This is a genomic window from Nonomuraea sp. NPDC049158 (genome assembly GCF_040648335.1).
Taxonomy (GTDB): domain Bacteria; phylum Actinomycetota; class Actinomycetes; order Streptosporangiales; family Streptosporangiaceae; genus Nonomuraea.
In genome coordinates this window covers 239,721-259,740 of sequence record NZ_JBEZDM010000011.1, presented here as the reverse complement: position 1 = coordinate 259,740, position 20,020 = coordinate 239,721, and the positions used below count along the sequence as shown (strand labels likewise).

At 71.1% G+C, this 20,020-nt stretch carries 15 protein-coding genes; 3 read left to right on the top strand and 12 right to left on the bottom strand.

Features of this window, described 5'->3' with window-relative positions; genetic code table 11:
- Window positions 1-32 precede the first annotated feature (32 nt).
- Genes AB0B61_RS25170 through AB0B61_RS25160 form a run of 3 tightly spaced genes read right to left on the bottom strand, consistent with a single transcriptional unit; the run spans window position 33 to window position 3,224 of the window.
- Entirely contained in the window at window positions 33-884 is an 852-nt protein-coding gene (locus AB0B61_RS25170) for a carbohydrate ABC transporter permease (RefSeq protein ID WP_358436202.1), read from the bottom strand.
- Window positions 881-1,888, bottom strand: a complete 1,008-nt coding sequence (locus AB0B61_RS25165; RefSeq protein ID WP_358436199.1) for a sugar ABC transporter permease — start codon at window positions 1,886-1,888, stop codon at window positions 881-883. Before AB0B61_RS25165 ends, AB0B61_RS25170 begins: the two co-directional genes overlap by 4 nt.
- Before the next feature lie 4 nt (window positions 1,889-1,892).
- Window positions 1,893-3,224 carry an extracellular solute-binding protein gene (locus AB0B61_RS25160; protein ID WP_358436196.1) on the bottom strand — a complete coding sequence of 444 codons (1,332 nt, stop codon included), beginning with the start codon at window positions 3,222-3,224 and terminating at the stop codon, window positions 1,893-1,895.
- A gap of 138 nt (window positions 3,225-3,362) precedes the next feature.
- On the opposite strand from AB0B61_RS25160, the gene AB0B61_RS25155 reads away from it, so the two are divergent.
- From AB0B61_RS25155 to AB0B61_RS25145, 3 genes are read left to right on the top strand one after another with little or no spacing between them, the layout of a single operon-like run.
- On the top strand, window positions 3,363-4,508 hold the full coding sequence (locus AB0B61_RS25155) for an ROK family transcriptional regulator (protein ID WP_358436194.1): 1,146 nt from the start codon (window positions 3,363-3,365) through the stop codon (window positions 4,506-4,508).
- Window positions 4,509-4,520: 12 nt separating this feature from the next.
- A complete protein-coding gene (locus tag AB0B61_RS25150; protein WP_358436191.1) occupies window positions 4,521-5,180 on the top strand; it encodes a M15 family metallopeptidase in 660 nt (219 codons plus the stop codon).
- Window positions 5,181-5,204: 24 nt separating this feature from the next.
- Window positions 5,205-6,290, top strand: a complete 1,086-nt coding sequence (locus AB0B61_RS25145; RefSeq protein WP_358436189.1) for a glutamate--cysteine ligase — start codon at window positions 5,205-5,207, stop codon at window positions 6,288-6,290.
- A 10-nt stretch (window positions 6,291-6,300) separates the two neighbouring features.
- Here AB0B61_RS25145 and AB0B61_RS25140 read toward each other — a convergent pair whose 3' ends face one another.
- The 9 genes from AB0B61_RS25140 to AB0B61_RS25100 form a co-directional block, all read right to left on the bottom strand.
- Window positions 6,301-7,050: a sulfite exporter TauE/SafE family protein gene (locus AB0B61_RS25140; protein WP_358436186.1), complete on the bottom strand. Its 750-nt coding sequence runs from the start codon at window positions 7,048-7,050 to the stop codon at window positions 6,301-6,303.
- The gene (locus AB0B61_RS25135) at window positions 7,047-8,888 is read right to left on the bottom strand and encodes a gamma-glutamyltransferase family protein (RefSeq protein WP_358436184.1); all 1,842 of its coding nucleotides are present in this window, start codon (window positions 8,886-8,888) and stop codon (window positions 7,047-7,049) included. The genes AB0B61_RS25140 and AB0B61_RS25135 overlap by 4 nt, the downstream gene beginning before the upstream one ends.
- On the bottom strand, window positions 8,885-9,853 hold the full coding sequence (locus AB0B61_RS25130) for an oligopeptide/dipeptide ABC transporter ATP-binding protein (protein WP_358436181.1): 969 nt from the start codon (window positions 9,851-9,853) through the stop codon (window positions 8,885-8,887). The genes AB0B61_RS25135 and AB0B61_RS25130 overlap by 4 nt, the downstream gene beginning before the upstream one ends.
- Complete coding sequence (locus AB0B61_RS25125) at window positions 9,850-10,818, bottom strand: ABC transporter ATP-binding protein (RefSeq protein ID WP_358436178.1); 969 nt, start codon at window positions 10,816-10,818, stop codon at window positions 9,850-9,852. Before AB0B61_RS25125 ends, AB0B61_RS25130 begins: the two co-directional genes overlap by 4 nt.
- The gene (locus AB0B61_RS25120; protein ID WP_358436175.1) at window positions 10,815-11,690 is read right to left on the bottom strand and encodes an ABC transporter permease; all 876 of its coding nucleotides are present in this window, start codon (window positions 11,688-11,690) and stop codon (window positions 10,815-10,817) included. The genes AB0B61_RS25125 and AB0B61_RS25120 overlap by 4 nt, the downstream gene beginning before the upstream one ends.
- The gene (locus AB0B61_RS25115; protein WP_358436172.1) at window positions 11,683-12,642 is read right to left on the bottom strand and encodes an ABC transporter permease; all 960 of its coding nucleotides are present in this window, start codon (window positions 12,640-12,642) and stop codon (window positions 11,683-11,685) included. Before AB0B61_RS25115 ends, AB0B61_RS25120 begins: the two co-directional genes overlap by 8 nt.
- On the bottom strand, window positions 12,642-14,249 hold the full coding sequence (locus AB0B61_RS25110) for an ABC transporter substrate-binding protein (RefSeq protein WP_358436169.1): 1,608 nt from the start codon (window positions 14,247-14,249) through the stop codon (window positions 12,642-12,644). The genes AB0B61_RS25115 and AB0B61_RS25110 overlap by 1 nt, the downstream gene beginning before the upstream one ends.
- 78 nt (window positions 14,250-14,327) lie before the next feature.
- Window positions 14,328-15,017 (bottom strand): GntR family transcriptional regulator, encoded by a 690-nt coding sequence (locus tag AB0B61_RS25105; RefSeq protein ID WP_358436166.1) that lies wholly within the window; start codon window positions 15,015-15,017, stop codon window positions 14,328-14,330.
- A 70-nt stretch (window positions 15,018-15,087) separates the two neighbouring features.
- Entirely contained in the window at window positions 15,088-19,965 is a 4,878-nt protein-coding gene (locus AB0B61_RS25100) for a DEAD/DEAH box helicase (protein ID WP_358436163.1), read from the bottom strand.
- Between the last annotated feature and the right edge of the window lie 55 nt (window positions 19,966-20,020).

The window sequence follows — 20,020 nt, the reverse complement described above, 5'->3', positions numbered from 1 at the left end:
ACGGCGAAGCCGCACGAAGATCCGTGGATCGGTCAGCCCTTGACGGCCCCGGCCACCAGACCGGAGACCATGCGGCGCTGAACCAGCAGGAAGAAGACGACGACCGGGATGGTCATCATCGTGGAGCTGGCCATGATGGCGCCCCAGTCGGTGCCCTTCTGCCCGAAGAAGTACTGCATGGCGACCGGCATCGTGTAGCCCTCCGAGCCGCTCATCAGGACCAGCGCGAAGATCAGCTCGTTCCACGCGGTGATGAACGAGAAGATGCTGGTGGCCACCAGACCCGGCGCGACCAGGGGGAAGAGCACCTTCCAGAACGTGGTCATCCGCCCCGCGCCGTCGATCCAGGCCGCCTCCTCCAGCGACTTGGGCACGGCGGCGACGAACGTACGCAGCATCCAGATGCCGAACGGCAGCGTGAGCCCCACGTTGACGACGATCAGGCCGGCCAGCTGGTCGTACAGGCCGAGCCGCTTGACGCTCAGGAACAGCGGGATGAGCAGCGCCTCGGAGGGGATCATCTGCACGATGAGCAGCAGGATCAGGAACGTGTTGCGCCCCTTGAACCTGAAGCGGGCCACCGCGGTCGCCGCCAGCAGCGAGAAGACCGCCCCGATGAGCACGGTGCCCACCGCCACGATCGCGCTGTTGCGCATGTAGAGCCAGATCGAGTGCCCGGCCACGCCCTCGCTCAGCACCCGATCGACGTGCTCGAAGGTGAAATGGGTGGGGAACGGGATGAAGTCGGTGGTGAAGATCTGGTCGTTGGCCTTGAACGAGGTCGAGGCCATCCAGTACACCGGGAAGATCGCGACCAGGAACACCAGCAACCCGGCGGCGTTCAGCGCGATCTTGCCGAGCTGTTTGCGGGCGAGCGGGGTCACATCTCCTCCTGCTTGACGAGCTGCCTGACGTACACCGCGGTGATGACCAGCAGGATCGCGGTCAGCACCAGGGCGATCGCCGCGCCGGAGCCCATCTTGGGCGGCGGCCGGAAGGCCTCGGCGTAGGAGTAGATCGACAGGTTGAACGCCTCACGGTTCGATGGACCGCCCATGAGCACGTACAGCTGGCTGAAGACCTTGAAGTCCCAGATGATCGACAGTACGGTCAGCACCGCGAAGACCGGCTTGAGCAGCGGAAAGGTGATCTTCCTGAACGTCCGCCAGGCCGACGACCCGTCCACCCGCGCGGCCTCGTACAACTCCGCCGGGATGCCCTTGAGCCCCGCCAGCACCGACACGGCCACGAACGGGAAGCTCGCCCAGACGACGCAGATGATCAGCACCATGTAGATGGACCACGCGTCGTTGAGCCAGGGCTGGCCGGTCCAGTCGGTCCGGCCGAAGAGCAGGCTCGACAGCCAGTCGGGCAGCAGGTTGAGTGCCCAGTTGATGACCCCCGCCTCCGCGTCGAACAGCCACTTCCAGATGACGCCCTGCGCCACCGGCGGCACGGCCCACGCGAACATGATGCCGACCACCACGAACGTGGACATCTTCCTGCCGAGCTTGTTGAGCAGGACGCCCACCGCCGTGCCGACGATCAGTGTCAGTGACACCGCGACGACGGCGAAGACGAGCGTGTTGCGCAGCGAGGACCAGAAGATCTCGTTGTCGAAGATGCGGGTGAAGTTGTCCCAGCCGACCCAGGTGGCGGGCTTCTTGCCGCTGATCTGGACCAGGCCCACCTTCTGGAAGGCGATGACCCCGACCTGGAACAGCGGGTAGAGCAGCAGCGCTCCGATCACCAGCAGGCCGGGGATCAGCAGCACGTACGGCACCGACCAGGTGGGCAGGCCGCTGGCCCGGGCCGGGCGGTGGGAGTTGGGCCGCCGCGGGGTGGCGGACTGGCCGCCACCCCTGGCGAGCGTCGAGGTGTTCGTCATAGGGCTAGGAGGCGGCGTTGAGGATGTCTTCGAGCTCCTTGTTGGCCTTGGCCAGCGCGTCGTCGGCCGAGGACTTGCCCTCGATCACCGTGCGGGCCGCGTTCTGCAGCACCGCCTTGGTCTCGTTGGCCTCGGTCCAGTGCGGGCTGGCCGGGAAGGCCTTGGCCTTGGCGAAGGCGGCGGCGAACGGCGCCTGGGCCGGGTCGCTGGCCAGCGCGGCCAGGGCGTCCGGGTAGACGGGGAGCAGGCCGCCGTCCTTGGCGTACTTGTCGCCCCACTCCTTGCCGGAGGCCAGCTTCACGAACTCCTTGGCCGCGTCCTTCTCCTTGGCGCCACCCCACACGGCGATGTCGTTGCCGCCCAGGAAGGACTGCGCCTCGCCGCCGTCCTTGGACGGGAGCGGGAAGAAGGCCAGCTTGTCGCCCTTGAGCTTGCCCTTGCTGTCCTCGTCGATACCCGGCAGGTCCCACGACGCGGTGAGGTACATGCCCACCTTGTTGTTGGCGAAGCGGGTGCGGATGTCGGTGGTGTTCTGGGTGAGTCGCGACTTGCTGGACAGGCCGTCGGTGACCAGGCCGGTGTACTGGGCGAAGCCGGACTTGAAGGCGGGGTCGGTCAGCTTGCCGACCCACTTGTCGCCCTCCTTGACGGCGTAGTCGCCGCCGGCGGTCCAGGCGAGGGCGCCCAGCAGGTGGTTGGCGTCGGAGCCGCCGTTGAAGGCGAACCCGTCGACGTCCTTGCCCTTCTTGGACTGGATCTTCTTGGCCGCGGCGATCATGTCGTCCCAGGTCTTCGGGACGTCGATCTTGAGCTCCTTGAACCAGTCGGCCCGGTACAGGACCGCCCGGCTGCCGCCGCCCCACGGCACGGCGTAGGTCTCGCCGTCGATCGTCTCCAGGCCCATCAGGTTCTTCGGGATCTGCGCCTGGTCGCCCGAGGCGACGATGTCGGTGACGGGCTCCAGGGCCTCCTGGCTCTGCCACAGCGGCACCTGGTCGTTGCCGATCTCGGTCACGTCAGGACCGGTGCCGCCGGCCGCCGCGGCGGTGAACTTGTCGTTCACCTGCGGCCACGGGATCCACTCGACCTTCACCTTGGCGCCGGTCTGCTGCTCATAGGCGGCGACCAGCTCGTCGGTGTACTTCTGCGCGGCGGGGTTGCTGTCGCCCAGGCGCCAGAAGGTCAGCTGCTTGCCCGCGTACTTGGGGCCGGACGCGGGGGCGGAGGCCGCCGCGCTCGGCGAAGCCGCGGGTGTCCCGCCGGAACCACAGGCGGCCAGGCCCAGGGCCAGAGCGGCAGTGGTGACCGTAGTGGCGGTGATCTGCGCGATCCTCACAGGGTTCTCCCTTCCCGGGTGCTCGCTTGCGGTCCGCACCAGGCTGATCTGCATGTCCGAACGACTGCTGCTAAACTAACAAGAAACTTTCTTAAAAAAAACGCCCGTTAGCCATTCGTGACGAGAGGGAGCGCGTCGATGAGCCGAAGCCCGGGGACCCCTCGGCTGCTCCGCCGGTTGAACGACCGCACGGCACTCGAACTCCTCCTGGAGGACGGGCCGCTGACCCGTGCGGAGCTCGGTGAGCGGACCGGCTTGTCCAAGGTGACCGCAGGTCAGCTGCTCGCCCGGCTGGAGGAGCGGGGGCTCGTCCGGGTGGCGGGGGAGCGGGCGGGAGGCAGGGGTCCGCACGCGGCGCTGTACGCGGTGAACCCGTCCAGCGCGTACGTCGCCGGGCTCGAGGTGCTGCCCGACAGTCTCACCGTGGGTGTGGCGGACATCACAGGACAGATCGTGGTCGAGGTCACCGTCAACCCGGCGGACGGGGATCCGGTCAAGGCCGTGCACTCCGCGGTCCAGCGGGCCTGCGCCTCGGCCCGCGTCAGCCTGTCACAGCTGCGCGCCTTCGTGATCGGCACCAGGGGTGTGGTCGATCCGGGCAGCGGCGACGTGCGCTTCTCCTGCGACCTGCCGGCCTGGCACGTCGGCGTGCTGGCCAGCCTGCGCCAGACGCTGGGTGTCCCGGTGATCATCGAGAACGACGTGAACCTGGTCGCGCTGGCCGAGCACCGCTACGGCGCCGCCGCCGGATACGACGACTTCGTGGTCATCTGGGCGGGTGTCGGCCAGGGGCTGGGCGTCATGCTCGGCGGGCGGCTGCACCGGGGCATCAGCGGCACGGCGGGCGAGATCGGCTGGCTGCCCGTGCCGGGCGAGCCGCTGCCCGTCGACGTGTCGCAGCCGACCTCGGGCTCCTTCCAGCGGCTGGTCGGGCACGACGCGCTGAGCGGGCTCGCCACCACGCACGGCGTGCTCGGCACCACGGTCCCCGACCAGGTACGCAACGGCTGCGACGGGTACCTGGACGAGGTGGCGGCGCGCCTGGCGGTGGGGGCCGCGGCCGTGACGGTCGTCCTCGACCCCGGCCTGATCGTGCTCAGCGGCGACGTCGGCCGGGCGGGCGGCGAACGCCTGGCCGCCAAGGTCGAGGAGGCCGTCGCCCGGTTCTGCCCGACCCGGCCCAAGGTCGTCACGACCGGCGTGGCGGGCAATCCGGTGCTGCGCGGCGCCTTGGTCGCGGCCTTGGCACAGGCCCGAGATCAGGTTTTCTCCGACACTGTGTGAGAATTTCTGCCTATGTGGCAGCTCACGAGCGACATCGTGCTGATCTCCGATCCCCGCGTCGCCGCGATCCCGGTGCGCGACAACGGCGAGGAACTGGCGGACGTACGCGGGCGCCTGCGCGTGGACAAACGCATGGCCGACCGCGCGGGTGCCTACGCGCACCTGCGGTCCGGGCTGCTGGCCCGGCTGGAGCGGGCCGAGCGGCGGCTGCCCGACGGCTTCCATCTGCTGGTCGTCGAGGGCTACCGGCCGATCGACACGCAGCGCCGCATCTTCGAGGAGTACCGCGACGGGCTGCGCGCCGCCTTCCCTGACATGTCGCTTGACGAGGCATATATCGCGGCGAGTCGGTATGTATCGCCGGTCGAAGTGGCCCCGCACACCGCCGGGGCCGCCGTCGATCTGACGCTAAGCGCGCCCGACGGCACGGAGTACGACATGGGCACCCAGGTCAACGACAACCCGGAGGAAAGCGACGGCGCCTGCTACATGGACGCCACGAACATCTCGGCCGACGCCCGCGCCCATCGCAAGATCCTCGCTGACGCCCTGGAGCCTGTCGGCCTGGTCAACTACCCGACGGAGTGGTGGCACTGGTCCTTCGGCGACCAGTATTGGGCGCTGGCCGAGGGAAGGCCGTACGCACACTATGGCCCATACCGCTTTGCCTAGCGGAAAAAAGGGCATAAAAGGGATGTGACTCCTCTTGTCGGGATCGAGGAGGAGTACCTCATCGTCGATCCCTGGTCGCGCCACGTGGCTCCCCGGGCGGCAGAGGTGTTGGCCGCCGCGACGGACGTTCTAGACGTCGTTCACGAGATCACCCGTTTCCAGGTCGAGGTACGTACCGCTCCTTCGGCCGACCTCGGTGAGTTAGGCACGCGGCTGAGGGCCGCGCGCAAGGAGGTGGCCGAGGCGGCCCGCTCGTGCGGGCTGGCCGTGGTCGCCAGCGGCATCCCCGTCCTCGGTGACGTCGTGCCGAGTCCGCTCACCGACGACGTCCGTTACGAGCAGGGCCGGATCCTCTACCGCGCGCTGCAGGACGAGCTGAGCATCTGCGCCCTGCACGTGCACGTGGACGTCCCCGACGAGGAACAGGCCGTCTACGTCGGCAACCACCTGCGTCCTTGGCTGCCCACGCTGATCGCGCTGGCCGCGAACTCGCCCTTCTTCGTGGGGCGCGACACCGGCTACGCGTCCTGGCGGGTGATCAGCTGGGGCCGCTGGCCGGTCTCCGGCGCACCGCCGTACTTCCCGTCGTACGCCGACTACGAGCTGGCGCTGCGCGCGCTGTCGCAGTCGGGCGCGCTGATGGACCCCAAGACGGTGTACTGGGACGCGCGCCCGTCACCCTCGCTGCCGACCATCGAGGTGCGCGTCGCCGACGTGCCGCTGGACGTCAGCGACAGCCTCACCATCATCGGGCTGATCCGCAGCCTGGTCGTGACCGCGCTGGCCGCCGTGGCGCGCGGTGACCGGGGCCTGCCGATCCCGTCGGAGGTCGTCCGGGCCGCCTACTGGCGGGCCGCCCGCGACGGCCTCGGCGGCGACAGTCTCGACGTGCGTGAGGGGGCGCTGGTGCCGGCGCGGGTGATGGCGGGGCGTCTTCTGGAGCACGTACGGGACGCCGCGGACGAGGCCGGTGACCTGCCGCTGGTCGAAGAAGGGCTGGGCCGGCTGCTCGGCCGGGGTTCCGGAGCGGAGCGGCAGCGCAGGGCGCACGCCCGCACCGGGCACCTGGCGGCGGTCGTGGACGACCTGATCGAGGCCACGGTCGCCTGACCGGTCCATTTCAGCGCAGGGCGAGCACGGTGGCTACGCCGAGCCCGAAGACGACCACCACGCCGCGCAGCACCGCGGGCGGCATGAGCCGGGCCAGACGGGTGCCGAGGAAGCCACCCGCCAGGCTCGCCGGCGCGACCACCGCCACCGCCTCCCATCGCACGGGCCCGAACAGCGAGAACGCCACCACCGACACCGTGCTGATCACCAGGGACAGGGTCGCCCGCACGGCGTTGACCCGATGCAGGTCGTCATGCAGGAACAGCCCGAGCACCGCCAGCAGCAGCACCCCCATGCCGCCGTTGAAATAGGCGCCGTAGCAGCCGCCGAGGAACACCCCGAGGTGGACCAGCCCGCTGGTGCCCTGGCGCCCGTCGCCCTCCAAGCGCTTGCGCAGCCACGGCTGGGCCAGCAGCGCCAGACTCGCGAAGGCCACCAGCCACGGCACCAGCGAGTCGAACAGCCGTCCCGGTGTGAGCAGCAGCAGTGAGCTGCCCACGATCGCGCCGAGCACGGTGGTGGCCGAGAGCACCGTGGCCCGGCGCCGCTGCCCGTGCAGCTCGGCCCGGTAGCCCAGGACCCCGCCCAGGTAGCCGGGCCACAGCGCCACCGCGTTCGTCACCGAGGCGGTGATGCTCGGGTAGCCGAGCGCCAGCAGCGCCGGGAAGGAGATCAGGGTGCCCCCGCCGGCCAGGGCGTTGACCGCCCCGGCCAGCAGGCCCGCCCCGGCCAGGAAGCCCAGCTCGGACAGCTCGATCATCGGCCGGCCGCGTAGCCCTGGGCGCCGCGCGGGTTGGCGGCGGCCTTCAGGAAGCCGCTGTCACGGGCGACCGCGCTGAGCCGGCCGAGCGACCACGGCCCCTGCACCTCCACCTGGTGGCCGCGCCGCTGGAGCTCGGCGACCACCGCCGGGTCCAGCCGGTTCTCGACGTGCATGACGCCCGGCCGGGAGCCGCGCGGGAAGAAGGAGCTGGGGAAGTGCTCGGAGTGGAACATGGGGGCGTCGACGGCCTGCTGCAGGTTGAGCCCGCCGTGGACGAGGGAGAGGAAGAAGTTCAGGCTCCACTGGTCCTGCTGGTCGCCGCCGGGTGTGCCGAACGCCAGCCACGGCTTGCCCTCGCGCAGCGCGAACGACGGCGACAGCGTGGTGCGCGGGCGCGTGCCCGGCCGCAGCGAGGCGGGCAGCCCCTCCTGCAGCCAGAACATCTGCGCCCGGGTGCCGAGGCAGAAGCCCAGCTCGGGAATCGTGGGCGAGCTCTGCAGCCAGCCGCCGCTCGGCGTGGCGGAGACCATGTTGCCGTGCCGGTCCACGACGTCCACGTGACAGGTGTCGCCACGGGTGGAGCCGTCGGAGCCGACTGTGGGCTCGCCCACACCGCCACGGGTGGAGCCATCGGAGCCGACCGTGGGCTCGCCCACACCGGACCGTACGCCCGAGATGCCCGGCGCGGTGCTGACCGTGCCGGCGCCGGGGAACACCGGCAGCCGAGGCGTGCGCCCGCCGGGCGCGCCCGGCCGCAGCTCCATGTCGGCCTGGGCGCCGATGAGCGCGCGCCGCTTCGCGGTGTAGGCGTCGTCGAGCAGGTCGGCCATGGGCACCTCGGCGTCGCCGTACCAGGCTTCGCGATCGGCGAAGGCGAGCTTGGCGCTCTCGATCACCGTGTGCACGTAGTCGGCGCTGAGCTGTCCCATCGCGTCCAGGTCGAACCCCGACAGCAGGGCGAGCTGCTGCAGGAAGACCGGCCCCTGCCCCCACGGGCCCGTCTTGCAGACCGTGTGCCCGTGGTAGTCGAAGGTGACCGGCTCCTCGACCGACGCCGACCAGCCCGCCAGGTCGTCGCCGGTGAGCAGGCCGCCGTGGACCTCGCCCGAGCTGTCGCGCCAGGAGGTCTCGGCGCTGAACCGGGCGATCGCCTCGGCGACGAAGCCCCGGTACCAGGCGTCGCGGGCGGCCGCGATCTGCCCCTCGCGGCTGCTCGACGCGGCCCGCGCCTCGGAGAGGAGCCTGCGGTAGGTGGCGGCGAGCACGGGATTGGTCAGCTTGGCACCCGGCACCTTCCCCTGCGGCAGCCAGGTCGCGGCGGACGTTGGCCAGTCCTCGAGGAAGAGCCGCTCCACCGACGAGACCGTGGTGGCGATCCGGTCGAGCACCGGGACGCCGTGGGTGGCGTAGTGGATGGCGGGTTCGAGCACGTCGGCCAGCGTCCAGGTGCCCCAGCGCTCCAGCATGAGCATCCAGCCGCCGAACGCCCCGGGCACGGTGGCCGCCAGCAGCCCGGTGCCGGGCACCACGTCGAGCCCCAGGCCGGTGAACCGGTCGATCGTGGCGGCGGCGGGGGCGATGCCCTGCCCGCACACGACCGACACCCGTTCCTCGTCCTGGCTCCACAGCAGGATGGGCACCTCGCCGGCGGGCCCGTTCAGGTGCGGCTCCGCCACCTGAAGGACGAACCCGGCGGCGACGGCCGCGTCGAAGGCGTTGCCGCCGCGTTCGAGCACGCTCATGCCGGTAGCGGAGGCCAGCCAGTGCGTGCTGGCCACCATGCCGAAGTCTCCGGTCAGCTCGGGCCTGGTGGTGAACAAACTGCGTCCCTTCATCGATTTTGGGCTGCGTCGGGTACGTGATCGGCCGTGACCAGGTGGCAGGCGACCGGGTGGCCGCTCGTACGGGGGTCTGTCAGTGCCGGCTCGCTCGTCCGGCAGGCGTCGTACGCCAGCGGGCACCGGGTGTGGAAACGACAGCCGGAAGGCGGATCGACCGGGCTCGGCACGTCGCCGCCCAGCACGATCCGGCGCCGCTCGCGCTGCCTGACCGGGTCGGCCACCGGCGCGGCCGACAGCAGGGCCTGCGTGTAGGGGTGGCGGGGTTCGGCGAAGATCTGCGCCGTCGGCCCGGACTCCACGATCCTGCCCAGGTACATCACCGCGATCCGGTCGGCCAGGAACTCCACCACCGACAGGTCATGGGTGATGAACAGGCAGGAGAAGCCCATCTCCCGCTGCAGATCGGTGATCAGGTTGAGCACCGACGCCTGCACCGACACGTCCAGCGCGGACACCGGCTCGTCGGCCACCACCAGCTTGGGCTCCAGGATCAGCGCGCGGGCCAGTCCCACCCGCTGCCGCTGCCCGCCGGACAGCTCGTGCGGGAAGCGCGACCTCATCTCCGGGCGGAGCCCGACCTGCTCCAGCATGGCCGCGACCCGCCCGCCCGCCTCGCGCCGGCTCGCGATCCCGTGGTGCAGCAGCGGCTCGCCGACGATCTGCTCGATCGTGAAGCGCGGGTTGAGCGAGGAGTAGGGGTCCTGGAAGACCATGTGGACGTCCCTGCGCAGCGGGCGCATGGCCCGGCGCGACAGGTGGGTGATGTCGCGGCCGTCGAGCCGGATGCCGCCCGAGGTGGGCTCGGTCAGCCGCAGTACGCACTTGCCGACGGTCGACTTGCCGCTGCCCGACTCGCCGACCAGGCCGAGCACCTCGCCTTGGCCGATGCTCAGCGACAGGCCGTCCACGGCGCGTACCTGGCCGTAGTGCTTGACCAGGTTGTCGATCTCCAGGATCACGACCGCCCTCCCGGGTGGAAGCAGGCCGCCAGATGATCGTCCGGCAGTTGGGGCTCTAGCTGGGGTCTTTTGCTTCGGCAGTCGTCCTGCGCGCGGGTGCAGCGCGCCTGGAAGGCGCACTCGTCCGGGTCCGTCAGCGGCGAGGGCACCATGCCGGGGATCTCGGCGAGCCGGCCGTTCACGGCGGCCGAGGGCAGGGCGTTCATCAGGCCCAGCGTGTACGGATGGCGTGGGCGCGCGAACAGCTCGGTGACGGGCGCCTGCTCCACGGCCCGGCCCGCGTACATGACCACGGCCCGGTCGGCGATGTCGGCGACCACGCCCAGGTCATGGGTGATGAGGATGACCGCGGTGCCGAGCCGGTCGCGCAGGTCGCGGAACACGTCGAGCACGCCCGCCTGGATCGTCACGTCCAGCGCGGTCGTGGGCTCGTCGGCGATCAGCACCCGTGGGGAGCAGGCCACCGCGATCGCGATCATCACCCGCTGGCGCATGCCGCCCGAGAGCTGGTGCGGGTACTCCTTGATCCGGCGGGCGGGCAGCGGGATGCCGACCAGCTCGAGCAGCTCGACCGCGCGGTCCCGCGCGGCCCTGCGGGAGAGCCCCTCGTGCCGGCGCAGCACCTCGGTGATCTGGTAGCCGACCGTGAACGACGGGTTGAGCGAGGTCATCGGCTCCTGGAAGACGACCGACACGTCCTTGCCCCTGATCTGCCGCATCCGTGACTCGGGCAGCGTGGTCAGCTCGCGGCCATCGAGCTTGATCGAGCCCGACAGCCTGGTCGTGTCCGGCGGGAGCAGCCTCGGCACGGACATCGCGGTGACCGACTTGCCGCAGCCGGACTCGCCGCAGAGCGCCAGGATCTCGCCCTCGCCCAGTTCGAGCGAGATGCCCCTGACCGCCTGCACCAGGCCGTCCTCGGTGTCGAAGTCGACGGTCAGGTCGGTGATCTCGAGTAGGCTCATCGGCCGCTCCTCGGGTCGAGAACGTCACGCAGCCCGTCGCCCAGCAGGTTGAAGCCGAGCGTGGCCAGCGCGATCATCAGTCCCGGCCAGATCGCCAGCCACGGCGCGACGTCCAGGTACTGCTGGGCGGTGGTGAGCATCACGCCCCAGGACGGCGTCGGCGGCTGGACCCCCAGGCCGAGGAACGACAGGGTCGACTCACCGATGATCGCCGCCGGGATCGCCACCGTGGCCTGCACGATGAGCGGGCTGGAGCAGTTCGGCAGCACGTAGCGGAGCAGGATGTGGCGGTCGGTCGCGCCATCGGCGATGGCCGCGGCCACGTAGTCCATCTCCCTGATCGCCAGCACCTCGCCACGGGTGATCCGGATGACCGCCGGCAGCTGGGAGAAGCCGAGCGCCAGCACCACACCCTTCAGCGAGGGGCCGATGATCGCCGCCAGCCCCACCGCGAACACCAGGAACGGGAAGGCCAGCGTCACGTCGACCAGCCGCATCACGACCGGGTCCAGCCAGCGCCGGTAGAACCCGGCCACCAGCCCGATCGGGATGCCGATCACCATGGCCAGCAGTGTGGACAGCACGCCGGCCTGCAGTGATACCTGCGCCCCGTGCGCGATCCTGGCCAGGGCGTCGCGGCCCAGATCGTCGGTGCCGAGCGGGTGCGCACCCGACGGCGGCGCGAGCGTGGCGGTGTAGTCCTGCGCCGACGGATCGCCGGTGAGCAGGGGACCGAGCAGCGCCAGCAGCAGGAACCCGGCGACGAGCACCAGCCCCGCCATCGGCATCGGGCGCCGCCTGAAGCGCCGCCACAGCCTGCGGCGGCGATCGGACCGGCCCGTCGTCACCGGTACGGCCAGCGCGTCAGCCATGCCCGCCTCCCGACAGCCGGATGCGGGGGTTGAGGAAGGCGTAGGCGATGTCGACCAGGAGGTTGACCAGCACGTACCCGATGACCGTGATCAGCACCACAGCCTGGATGACCGGATAGTTGCGGGTGAGCACGGCGTCCACGGTCAGCTTGCCGAAACCGGGGATCACGAAGATCTGCTCCGTCACCACCGCGCCGCTGATCAGCGCGCCCAGCTGCAGGCCCAGGACGGTCACCACGGTCGTGAGGCTGTTGCGCAGCGCGTGCGCGCCCACCACCTTGGCCTCCGACAGGCCCTTGGACCGGGCGGTCCGCACGTAGTCGGCCGACAGCGCGCCCAGCATGGCCGAGCGCGTCTGCCGCATCAGGATCGCCGCGAACCCGGTGCCGAGCACCAGGGCGGGCAGGATCATGCGCTGCAGGTTCTGGCCGGGGTCCTGGGTGAACGGGACGTACCCGGAGGCGGGCAGCCAGCGCAGCGTCACCGCGAACAGCAGGATGCCGAGCAGCCCCAGCCAGAAGTGCGGCACGGACAGCCCCGCCAGGCCGAAGCCGGTGGCCACGTAGTCGGGCAGCCGGCCCCGCTTCATCGCGGCCACGATGCCCGCGCCCAGGCCCACGACGATCGCCACCAGCAGGGCCAGCGCCGACAGCTCCAGCGTCACCGGCAGCCGCTCGGCCAGGATGTCGGCCACCGGCAGCTGGTCCTGGGTGGAGCGGCCGAGGTTGCCGGACAGGGTCTGGCCCACGTAGTCGACGTATTGAACCGGCAGGGGCTTGTCCAGGCCGAACTCGTGGCGGATCGCCTCGACCATCGCGGGCGAGGCCTCCTCACCGGCCATCACCACGGCCGGGTCCCCGGGCAGCGCCCTGATCCCGAGGAAGATCAGGATGCTGGCCAGGAACAGCACGATCACCGCCGAGCCCGCTCTGCGGAGGATGAACCAGACCATCAGGCGGCGAACCCAGCGGTGACGAAGCGGGGCAGGCCATCCTTGAAGTACTGGACACCGGCGACGGTCTTGTTCATGCCCAGGTAGTACTTGTTGTGGTACAGGTACACCACGCCGCGCACCTCGGCCGCCCGCTGCAACGCCTTGGCGTACAGCTCGGCCCGCTGGGCCGGCTCCGTGGCCGCCGCGGCCTCCTTGATCGGGTCGTCGATGCCGGGGTCGGACATGCCGCTGTAGTTGTTGCTGCCGCGGCTGGTGATCAGGTTCGACAGGTTGCCGTCCGGGTCCACCCGGCCCGACCAGCCGTTGAGCACGGTGTCGAACTTGCCGGCCTTGCCCTGTTCCAGCGTGCTGACGAACTCGGCCGTCTGCACCGTGACGTTGAAGCCCGCCTCCTTGGTCATCTGCTGGATGACCTGGGCCAGGCGCTGGTTGGTGGCGTCGTTGGGCGTGGTCAGCGTGACCGGGATCGGCGTCGGCACGCCGGACGCCTGCACCAGCTGCTTGGCCTTGGCCAGGTCGCGCTTGGCGCACTGGAGCACGGGCGCGCGGTAGGGGCTGTCGGCGGGCAGCGGGAAGCAGTCGGCCTCGTACAGGCCGTTGTAGACGGTCTTGTTGATCTGGTCGCGGTCCAGCGCCAGCTCGAACGCCTCGCGCAGCTGCGGGCTCTTGGCCAGCGGGGTGTTGACCGGGCCCGGCTTCTCGGTGGAGCCGTTGGCGTTGCCGGTGTTGATCGTGAGGCCGTAGTAGCCGAGCCCGCCGCCGGACACGACGGTGAGGTTCGGGTCGGCCTGTACGCCCTTGACCGTGGTCGTGGCCAGCTGGTCGGCCACCTGGACGTCGCCGGACTTCAGGTTCGCGGCCCGTACGTTCGGGTCGACGATGATTTTGTATACGAGCTTGTCGAGCTTCACCTTGGCGGCGTCGTAGTAGCCGGGCGCCTTGTCCAGCACGATCTGGCTGCCGGAGGTGCGACTCGCGAACGTGAACGGCCCGACGCACACCGGGCTCGCGCCGAAGTTGTCGCCCGCCGCCTCCAGCGCCTTGGGCGACATGATCATCCCGGCGCGGTCGGCGAGCTGCGCCGTCAGCGGCGTGAACGCGCGCGCCAGCGTGAGCTTGACGGTGGCCGGATCGACCACACTCACCTTCGACACGGCGGCCAGGTCGGCCTGGCGGGCCGACTTCTCCCAGGTACGGTGGCGATCCAGCGACTTCTTGACCGCCTCCGCGTCGAAGGCGGTGCCGTCGTTGAACTTCACGCCCTCGCGCAGCTTGATCGTCACTTCCTTGCCGTCGGCCGAGACCTCGGGCAGGGCGGTCGCGAGCTGCGGCACCAGCGTGGCCTTCGCGTCGATGTCGAAGAGCTTCTCGCACATGCTCGCGAACACCTCGCGGCCCACCAGCGTGGTGGACACGCTCGGGTCGAGCGCGTCGGGGTCGGCGTTGAGCGCGATGTTCAGGGTGCCGCCGCTCTTGACGGCGCGGCTGTCGGACGTGGCGTCGGCCACTGACGGGGCGACGGGGGTGCCGCTCGAACCGCCTCCACCGCAAGCCGTCAGGGCTATGGGGAGTACGGCGAGCGTCAAGACCAGCCTGGGTCTCATGGTGCCTCCGGGGGGAAGAACTTTAGGAGACTGTATACAAGAACCTGGATTTCAGCGGTGTTTCGTCACCGCATGTTGTTATCCGACCGTTTTCTCATCGTGTTGGGTCTTCGCCGGGCCTACTGCGGCCAGGAACGACCGCCTGGCAGCGGCGACGTGCGCGACCGCCCTGGCCTGGGCCTCGTCCTCGTCGCCCGCCGCGATGGCCTCGCACAGGCTCAGGTGCTCCGACCAGGAGTGCGGTCCACGTGCGGCCGCGGTCTGCCGGAAGACCCACTGAGCCCGCAGCAGCATCGGCGCCATCATCAGATTGAGGTAGGAGTTGCCCGCCACCTCGCCCACGGCCAGGTGGAAGGCGGTGTTGAGGTCGGCCACCCGTTCGAGCCTGCCCTCCTCGACCGCCTCCTTGGCCGAGTCGAGCACCAGCCGCAGCCGCGCGGCCGTCTCCGGGGTTCGCTTGCGCGCCGCCAGCCGGGCCGCCAGCCCCTCGATCGCCATCCGCACGTCGAAGAGCTCCTCGGCCTCCGCCGGCGACAGCCGCGCCACGGTGGCGCCGATCCTGGGGACGACCTGCACGAATCCCTCGGCGGCGAGCACCCGGATCGACTCGCGCACCGGGTTGCGCGACACGCCCAGCCGGGCGGCCAGCCGGTCCTCGACCAGGCGCTCACCCTGGGGGAGCTCGCCGGAGATGATGAGTCGGCGGATCTCCGCGGTCACCTGGTCGCGAAGCGGGAGATGGGCGCCGCCCAATGTCAGCTCAGTCATTTGAGGGAATCGTATACAAAGTTGCGGGCGTTTCCGGTGTCGTCGCGGAATCCAGCGGGTGACCGGTTGGTCAGGCGCGCAGGCGCAGGCCTCGGGGTGTCGGGTGGAACCCGGCCTCCTCCAGCGCCGCCGCCAGTGGTGACTCGCCGATCGAGGCGCCGTCGGCCCGCTCGACGGTCAGCTTCCCGAGCGCCCCATCTCGTACGGCCAGCGCCAGCGCGTCCACGGCCGGCCGCAGCCGCTCGTCATCGGCGAACGACAGCAGCGTCTTGCCGCCCCGCTCCACGTACAGCACCAGGAACCCGTCCACCAGCACCACCAGCGCGCCCGCCTTCCTGCCAGGCTTGTGCCCCACCTCGCCGGGATGCGCCGGCCACGACAGCGCCGCCCCGTAGGGGTTGGCCGGATCAGCCGCGGCCAGGACGACCGCCCGCCGATCGGTGGCCCGCCCGGATGGGCTCAAGTGGTGGTCGCCGGATGCCGGGCCGGTCGGCGCGAGGCTCGGGGCCATGGCGCGCATCCGGTCCACCGCCCCCGGCAGCGCGAACTGCGCGCCCCCGAGCCCTTCGACGAAGTAGCCCCGGCGGCACCGCCCACTCTCCTCGTAGGCCCGTAGCACCTGGTAGACCGGCGTGAACCCGCCCGGCAGCCGCTCCGACGTCACCGCCCCGCGGGTCACCACGCCATGCCGTTCGAGCAGCACCTCGGCCTGGGCCTGCGCCCGCTGGGTGGCGTCCTCGGCGGGCGCGGGAAGCAGCCACCAGCGCCCGCCCACCGTGGGCGGCCCGCTCCTGCTCGGCAGCACGGCCCGCCGCCGGCGCGTGGTGGCCGGCCGGTGCGCGGGCCGGCCCGATCCGAGCGTGGCCCGCAGCGGCGCCAGCGTGTCGCCGGACACGCGTCCCGACCACACCAGATCCCACAGCGCCGACACCAGTGTCGCGTCGTCGAGCGAGCCGAGCTGGTCGGAGATCCCCCGGAAGAACAGCGCCCCGCCGCCGCCCAGCACGTCGAGCACCTGCTCGTGCACCGGGGTCATCGTGATCTGGCCGGGCTCGGGCAGCAGCAGGGGAGCGGTGTCGGCGAAGTAGAGCGACACCCAGCCGTCGCCGCCGGGCAGCGATCCCTGGCCCACCCACATCACCTCGCCCGACGAGGTCAGCTCGTCGAGCAGCGCCGGGTGGTAGCCGGGCACGCGCGACGGCAGGATCAGCGTCTCCAGCGCCGACGCGGGCACGGCGGCTCCCTGTAGCTGCTCGACGCTGTGGATCAGCGCGTCCATCGCCCGCGCCGCGCCGGCCGCGCCGCTGCCGCGTGGCGTCAAGCCGGCCGCGCCGTCGGTGCCGCGGGGCGTCGAGCCGGTGATGCCGTGCCAGGCGGGCATGAACAGCGCGAGCGTCTCGGGCGAGACCGGTTCGACCTCTTTGCGGAGCCGGGCCAGAGACCTGCGCCGCAGCATCCGCAGCACACCGGCGTCGCACCACTCCTCGCCCCGGCCGCCCGGCCGGAACTCGCCGTTGACCACCCGCCCGGCCGCCGCCAGCCGGCGCAGGGCGTCGGTCACCACGGCCACGCCGAGGCCGAACCTGGCGGCGGCCGTACCGGCATGGAAGGGCCCGCGCGTACGGGCATGGCGGGCCACGAGGTCGGCCAGCGGGTCGGCGACCGGCTCCAGGAACGCGTGCGGGATCCCGACCGGCAGCGGCGCGCCCAGCGCGTCACGCAGCCGGGCCGCGTCCTCGATCGCCGCCCACTGCTCCTCGCCCGCGATCCGCACCTTGATCGCCCGGCGGGCGCGTTCGAGCTCCGCCAGCCAGGCGGGATCGCCGCCGCGCAGGCTCACGTCGGGCACGAGCAGCGGCCCGTGCGTGCGCAGCAGGTCGGCCAGGTCCTCGGCGTCGCGCAACGGCCGGTCGAGCCTGGCCAGCTCGCGTTCGGTGTCGGAGATGACGTCGGGGTCGAGCAGCTCCCGCAGGTCGGCCTCGCCGAGCAGCTCGGCCAGCAGGGTCATGTCCAGCGCCAGTGCCTGGGCCCGGCGCTCGGCCAGCGGCGCGTCGCCCTCGTACATGAACGCGCCTATGTAGTGGAACAGCAGCGACGCGGCGAACGGCGACGCCTGCGACGTCTCCACCTCCACCACCCGCACTCGGCGCGCGGCGATGTCGCGCATCAGCGCCACCAGCCCGGGCACGTCGAACACGTCCTGGAGGCACTCACGCATCGTCTCCAGCACGATCGGGAACGACGCGTACTGGGAAGCCACCCCCAGCAGGTGGGCGGCCCGCTGCCGCTGCTGCCAGAGCGGGCTGCGCCGGCCGGGCGTGCGGCGCGGCAGCAGCAGGGCCCGGCCCGCGCACTCCCTGAACCGGGAGGCGAACATCGCCGAGCCGCCCAGCTCCTCGGTGACGATCCGCTCGATCTCCTCGGCGTCGAACGCCGCCACGTCGGTGGGCGGCTCGACCAGCGTGTCGGGGATCCGCAGCACGATGCCGTCGTCGGAGTGCACGGCCTGCACGTCGAGGCCGTAGCGCTCACGCAGCCGCCGGTTGATCGCCAGAGCCCACGGAGCGTGGATCCGCGCGCCGTAGGGGGAGTGGATGACGACGCGCCAGTCGCCGAGCTCGTCGTGGAAGCGTTCGACCAGGAGGGTGCGGTCGTCGGGGACGTAGCCGGTGGCCTCACGCTGCTCGTCGAGGTAGGCGCGCAGGTTGCGGGCGGCGTATTCGTCGAGGCCGGCCGCTCGCATGCGGTCGTTGGAGGTGTTTGCCGCGTGTTCGCGGAGGAACGCGCCGATCGCCTTGCCCAGCTCGGCCGGCCTGCCCGGCGTGTCGCCGTGCCAGAACGGCAACTTGCCCGGCTGGCCGGGCGCGGGGGAGACGAGCACCCGGTCGGCCGTGATGTCCTCGATCCGCCACGACGTCGCGCCCAGGACGAACACGTCGCCGACCCGTGACTCGTAGACCATCTCCTCGTCGAGTTCGCCCACCCGGGACGCCTTCTCGCCCACCAGGAAGACGCCGAACAGCCCGCGGTCGGGGATCGTGCCGCCGTTGGTCACCGCCAGCCGCTGCGCGCCCGGACGGCCCTGCAACGTACCCGTCACCCGGTCCCAGACCACCCGCGGCCGCAGCTCGGCGAACTCCTCGCTCGGGTAGCGGCCGGCCAGCATGTCGAGCGTGGCCTCCAGCGCGGTACGCGGCAGCGTCGCGTAGGGAGCGGCCCGCTTGACCACGGCCTCCAGCTCGTCGACCGTCCACTCCTCCAGCGCGGTCATCGCCACGATCTGCTGGGCCAGCACGTCGAGCGGATTGCGCGGGTAACGCAGCTCCTCGATCTGGCCGCTCATCATGCGTTCGGCCACGACGGCGGTCTGGATCAGGTCGCCGCGGTATTTCGGGAAGATCACTCCCTTGGACACCGCGCCCACCTGGTGCCCCGCCCGGCCGATGCGCTGGAGCCCGCTCGCCACGCTCGGCGGCGCCTCCACACACGCGACCAGGTCGACGGCGCCCATGTCGATGCCCAGCTCCAGGCTGGACGTCGCGACCACGGCGGGCAGCCGGCCCGACTTGAGCGCCTCCTCGATCTGCGCCCGCTCCTCCTTGGACACCGAGCCGTGGTGCGCGCGAACGATCTCGGTGACCACGCCCTTGCTCGCCCCGGCCTGCGCCATCATCTCGGCGGGCGCCCGCTGGGGCGAATCTCCCGGCTGTGGCGTCCGCCCGGACGGATCTGCCGGTGGCGGCGTCCGCCGGGGCGGATCTCCCGGCAGGGGCGTCTCCCAGATCGACAGGTCGATGGCCTCGGGCCCCTGTACGCGCTCGTAGGCAAGCTCGTTGAGTCTGGTGCAGAGGCGTTCGGCCAGCCGTCGGGAATTGGCGAACACGATCGTCGACGAATGCGCCTCGATCAGCTCGAACAGGTGGTTTTCCACATGCGGCCAGATCGACCGGCTGGACGGCTCGGGCTCTCCGCCGTCGGTGAACCCGCTGTCGCCGAACCCCGGTCCGTTGTCGCCGAACCCGGACCCGCCGTCGGCGGACCCCGGCCTGCCGTTAGTGGACCCCGGCCTGCCGTTAGTGGACCCCGGCCGGCCCTCCATCTCCGTCATGTCCTCGACCGGGACGACCACCTCGACCTCGATGACCTTGTCGGAGGGCGGCTGCACGACCGTCGCGGGGCGGGACCCGCCGAGGAACGCCGCGACCTCGCTCACCGGTCGTACGGTCGCCGACAGCCCGATCCGCTGCGCGGGCCGTTGGAGCAGGGCGTCGAGCCGCTCGAGGCTGAGCGCCAGATGGGCACCGCGCTTGGTGGCGGCCACCGCGTGCACCTCGTCGACGATCACCGTCTCGACGCCCCGCAACGCCTCGCGCGCCTGGCTGGTGAGCAGCAGGAACAGCGACTCCGGCGTGGTGATGAGAATGTCGGACGGGTGGGCGGCGAACCGCCTGCGGTCCTCGGCCGGGGTGTCGCCGGAGCGGATCGCCACCGAGATCTCCGGCACCGGCAGGCCGAGCCGGCGCGCGGTCTGCTTGAGCCCGGCCAGCGGGGCACGCAGGTTGCGCTCCACGTCGACGGCCAGCGCCTTGAGCGGCGACACGTACAGGACCTTGGTCTGCTTCTTGACCTTCTTGGAACTGGCGTCGCTCTGCTTCGTCCCCGGCTTCGGACCCGCGTCGCCTTGCTTCGGCCCCGCGTTGACCTGCTTGGAACCTGCCTCGGCCTGTGTCGGATCCGCCGGAGTGGTGGGGTGGTCGGCGGCGGCCAGGCGGTCGAGGGACCACAGGAAGGCCGCCAGCGTCTTGCCCGACCCGGTGGGCGCCACCACGAGGGTGTTGTCGCCGCGCGCGATGGACTCCCACGCGCCTTCCTGCGCGCTCGTGGGCGCCTCGAACGCTCCGGCGAACCACTGCCTGGTGGTGTGGGAGAAATGTTCTAGCGAGCTCACCAGCACATACTGCCTCGTCGCACCGACAGAAAACTCATTGTGGCGGCGGTGCGAG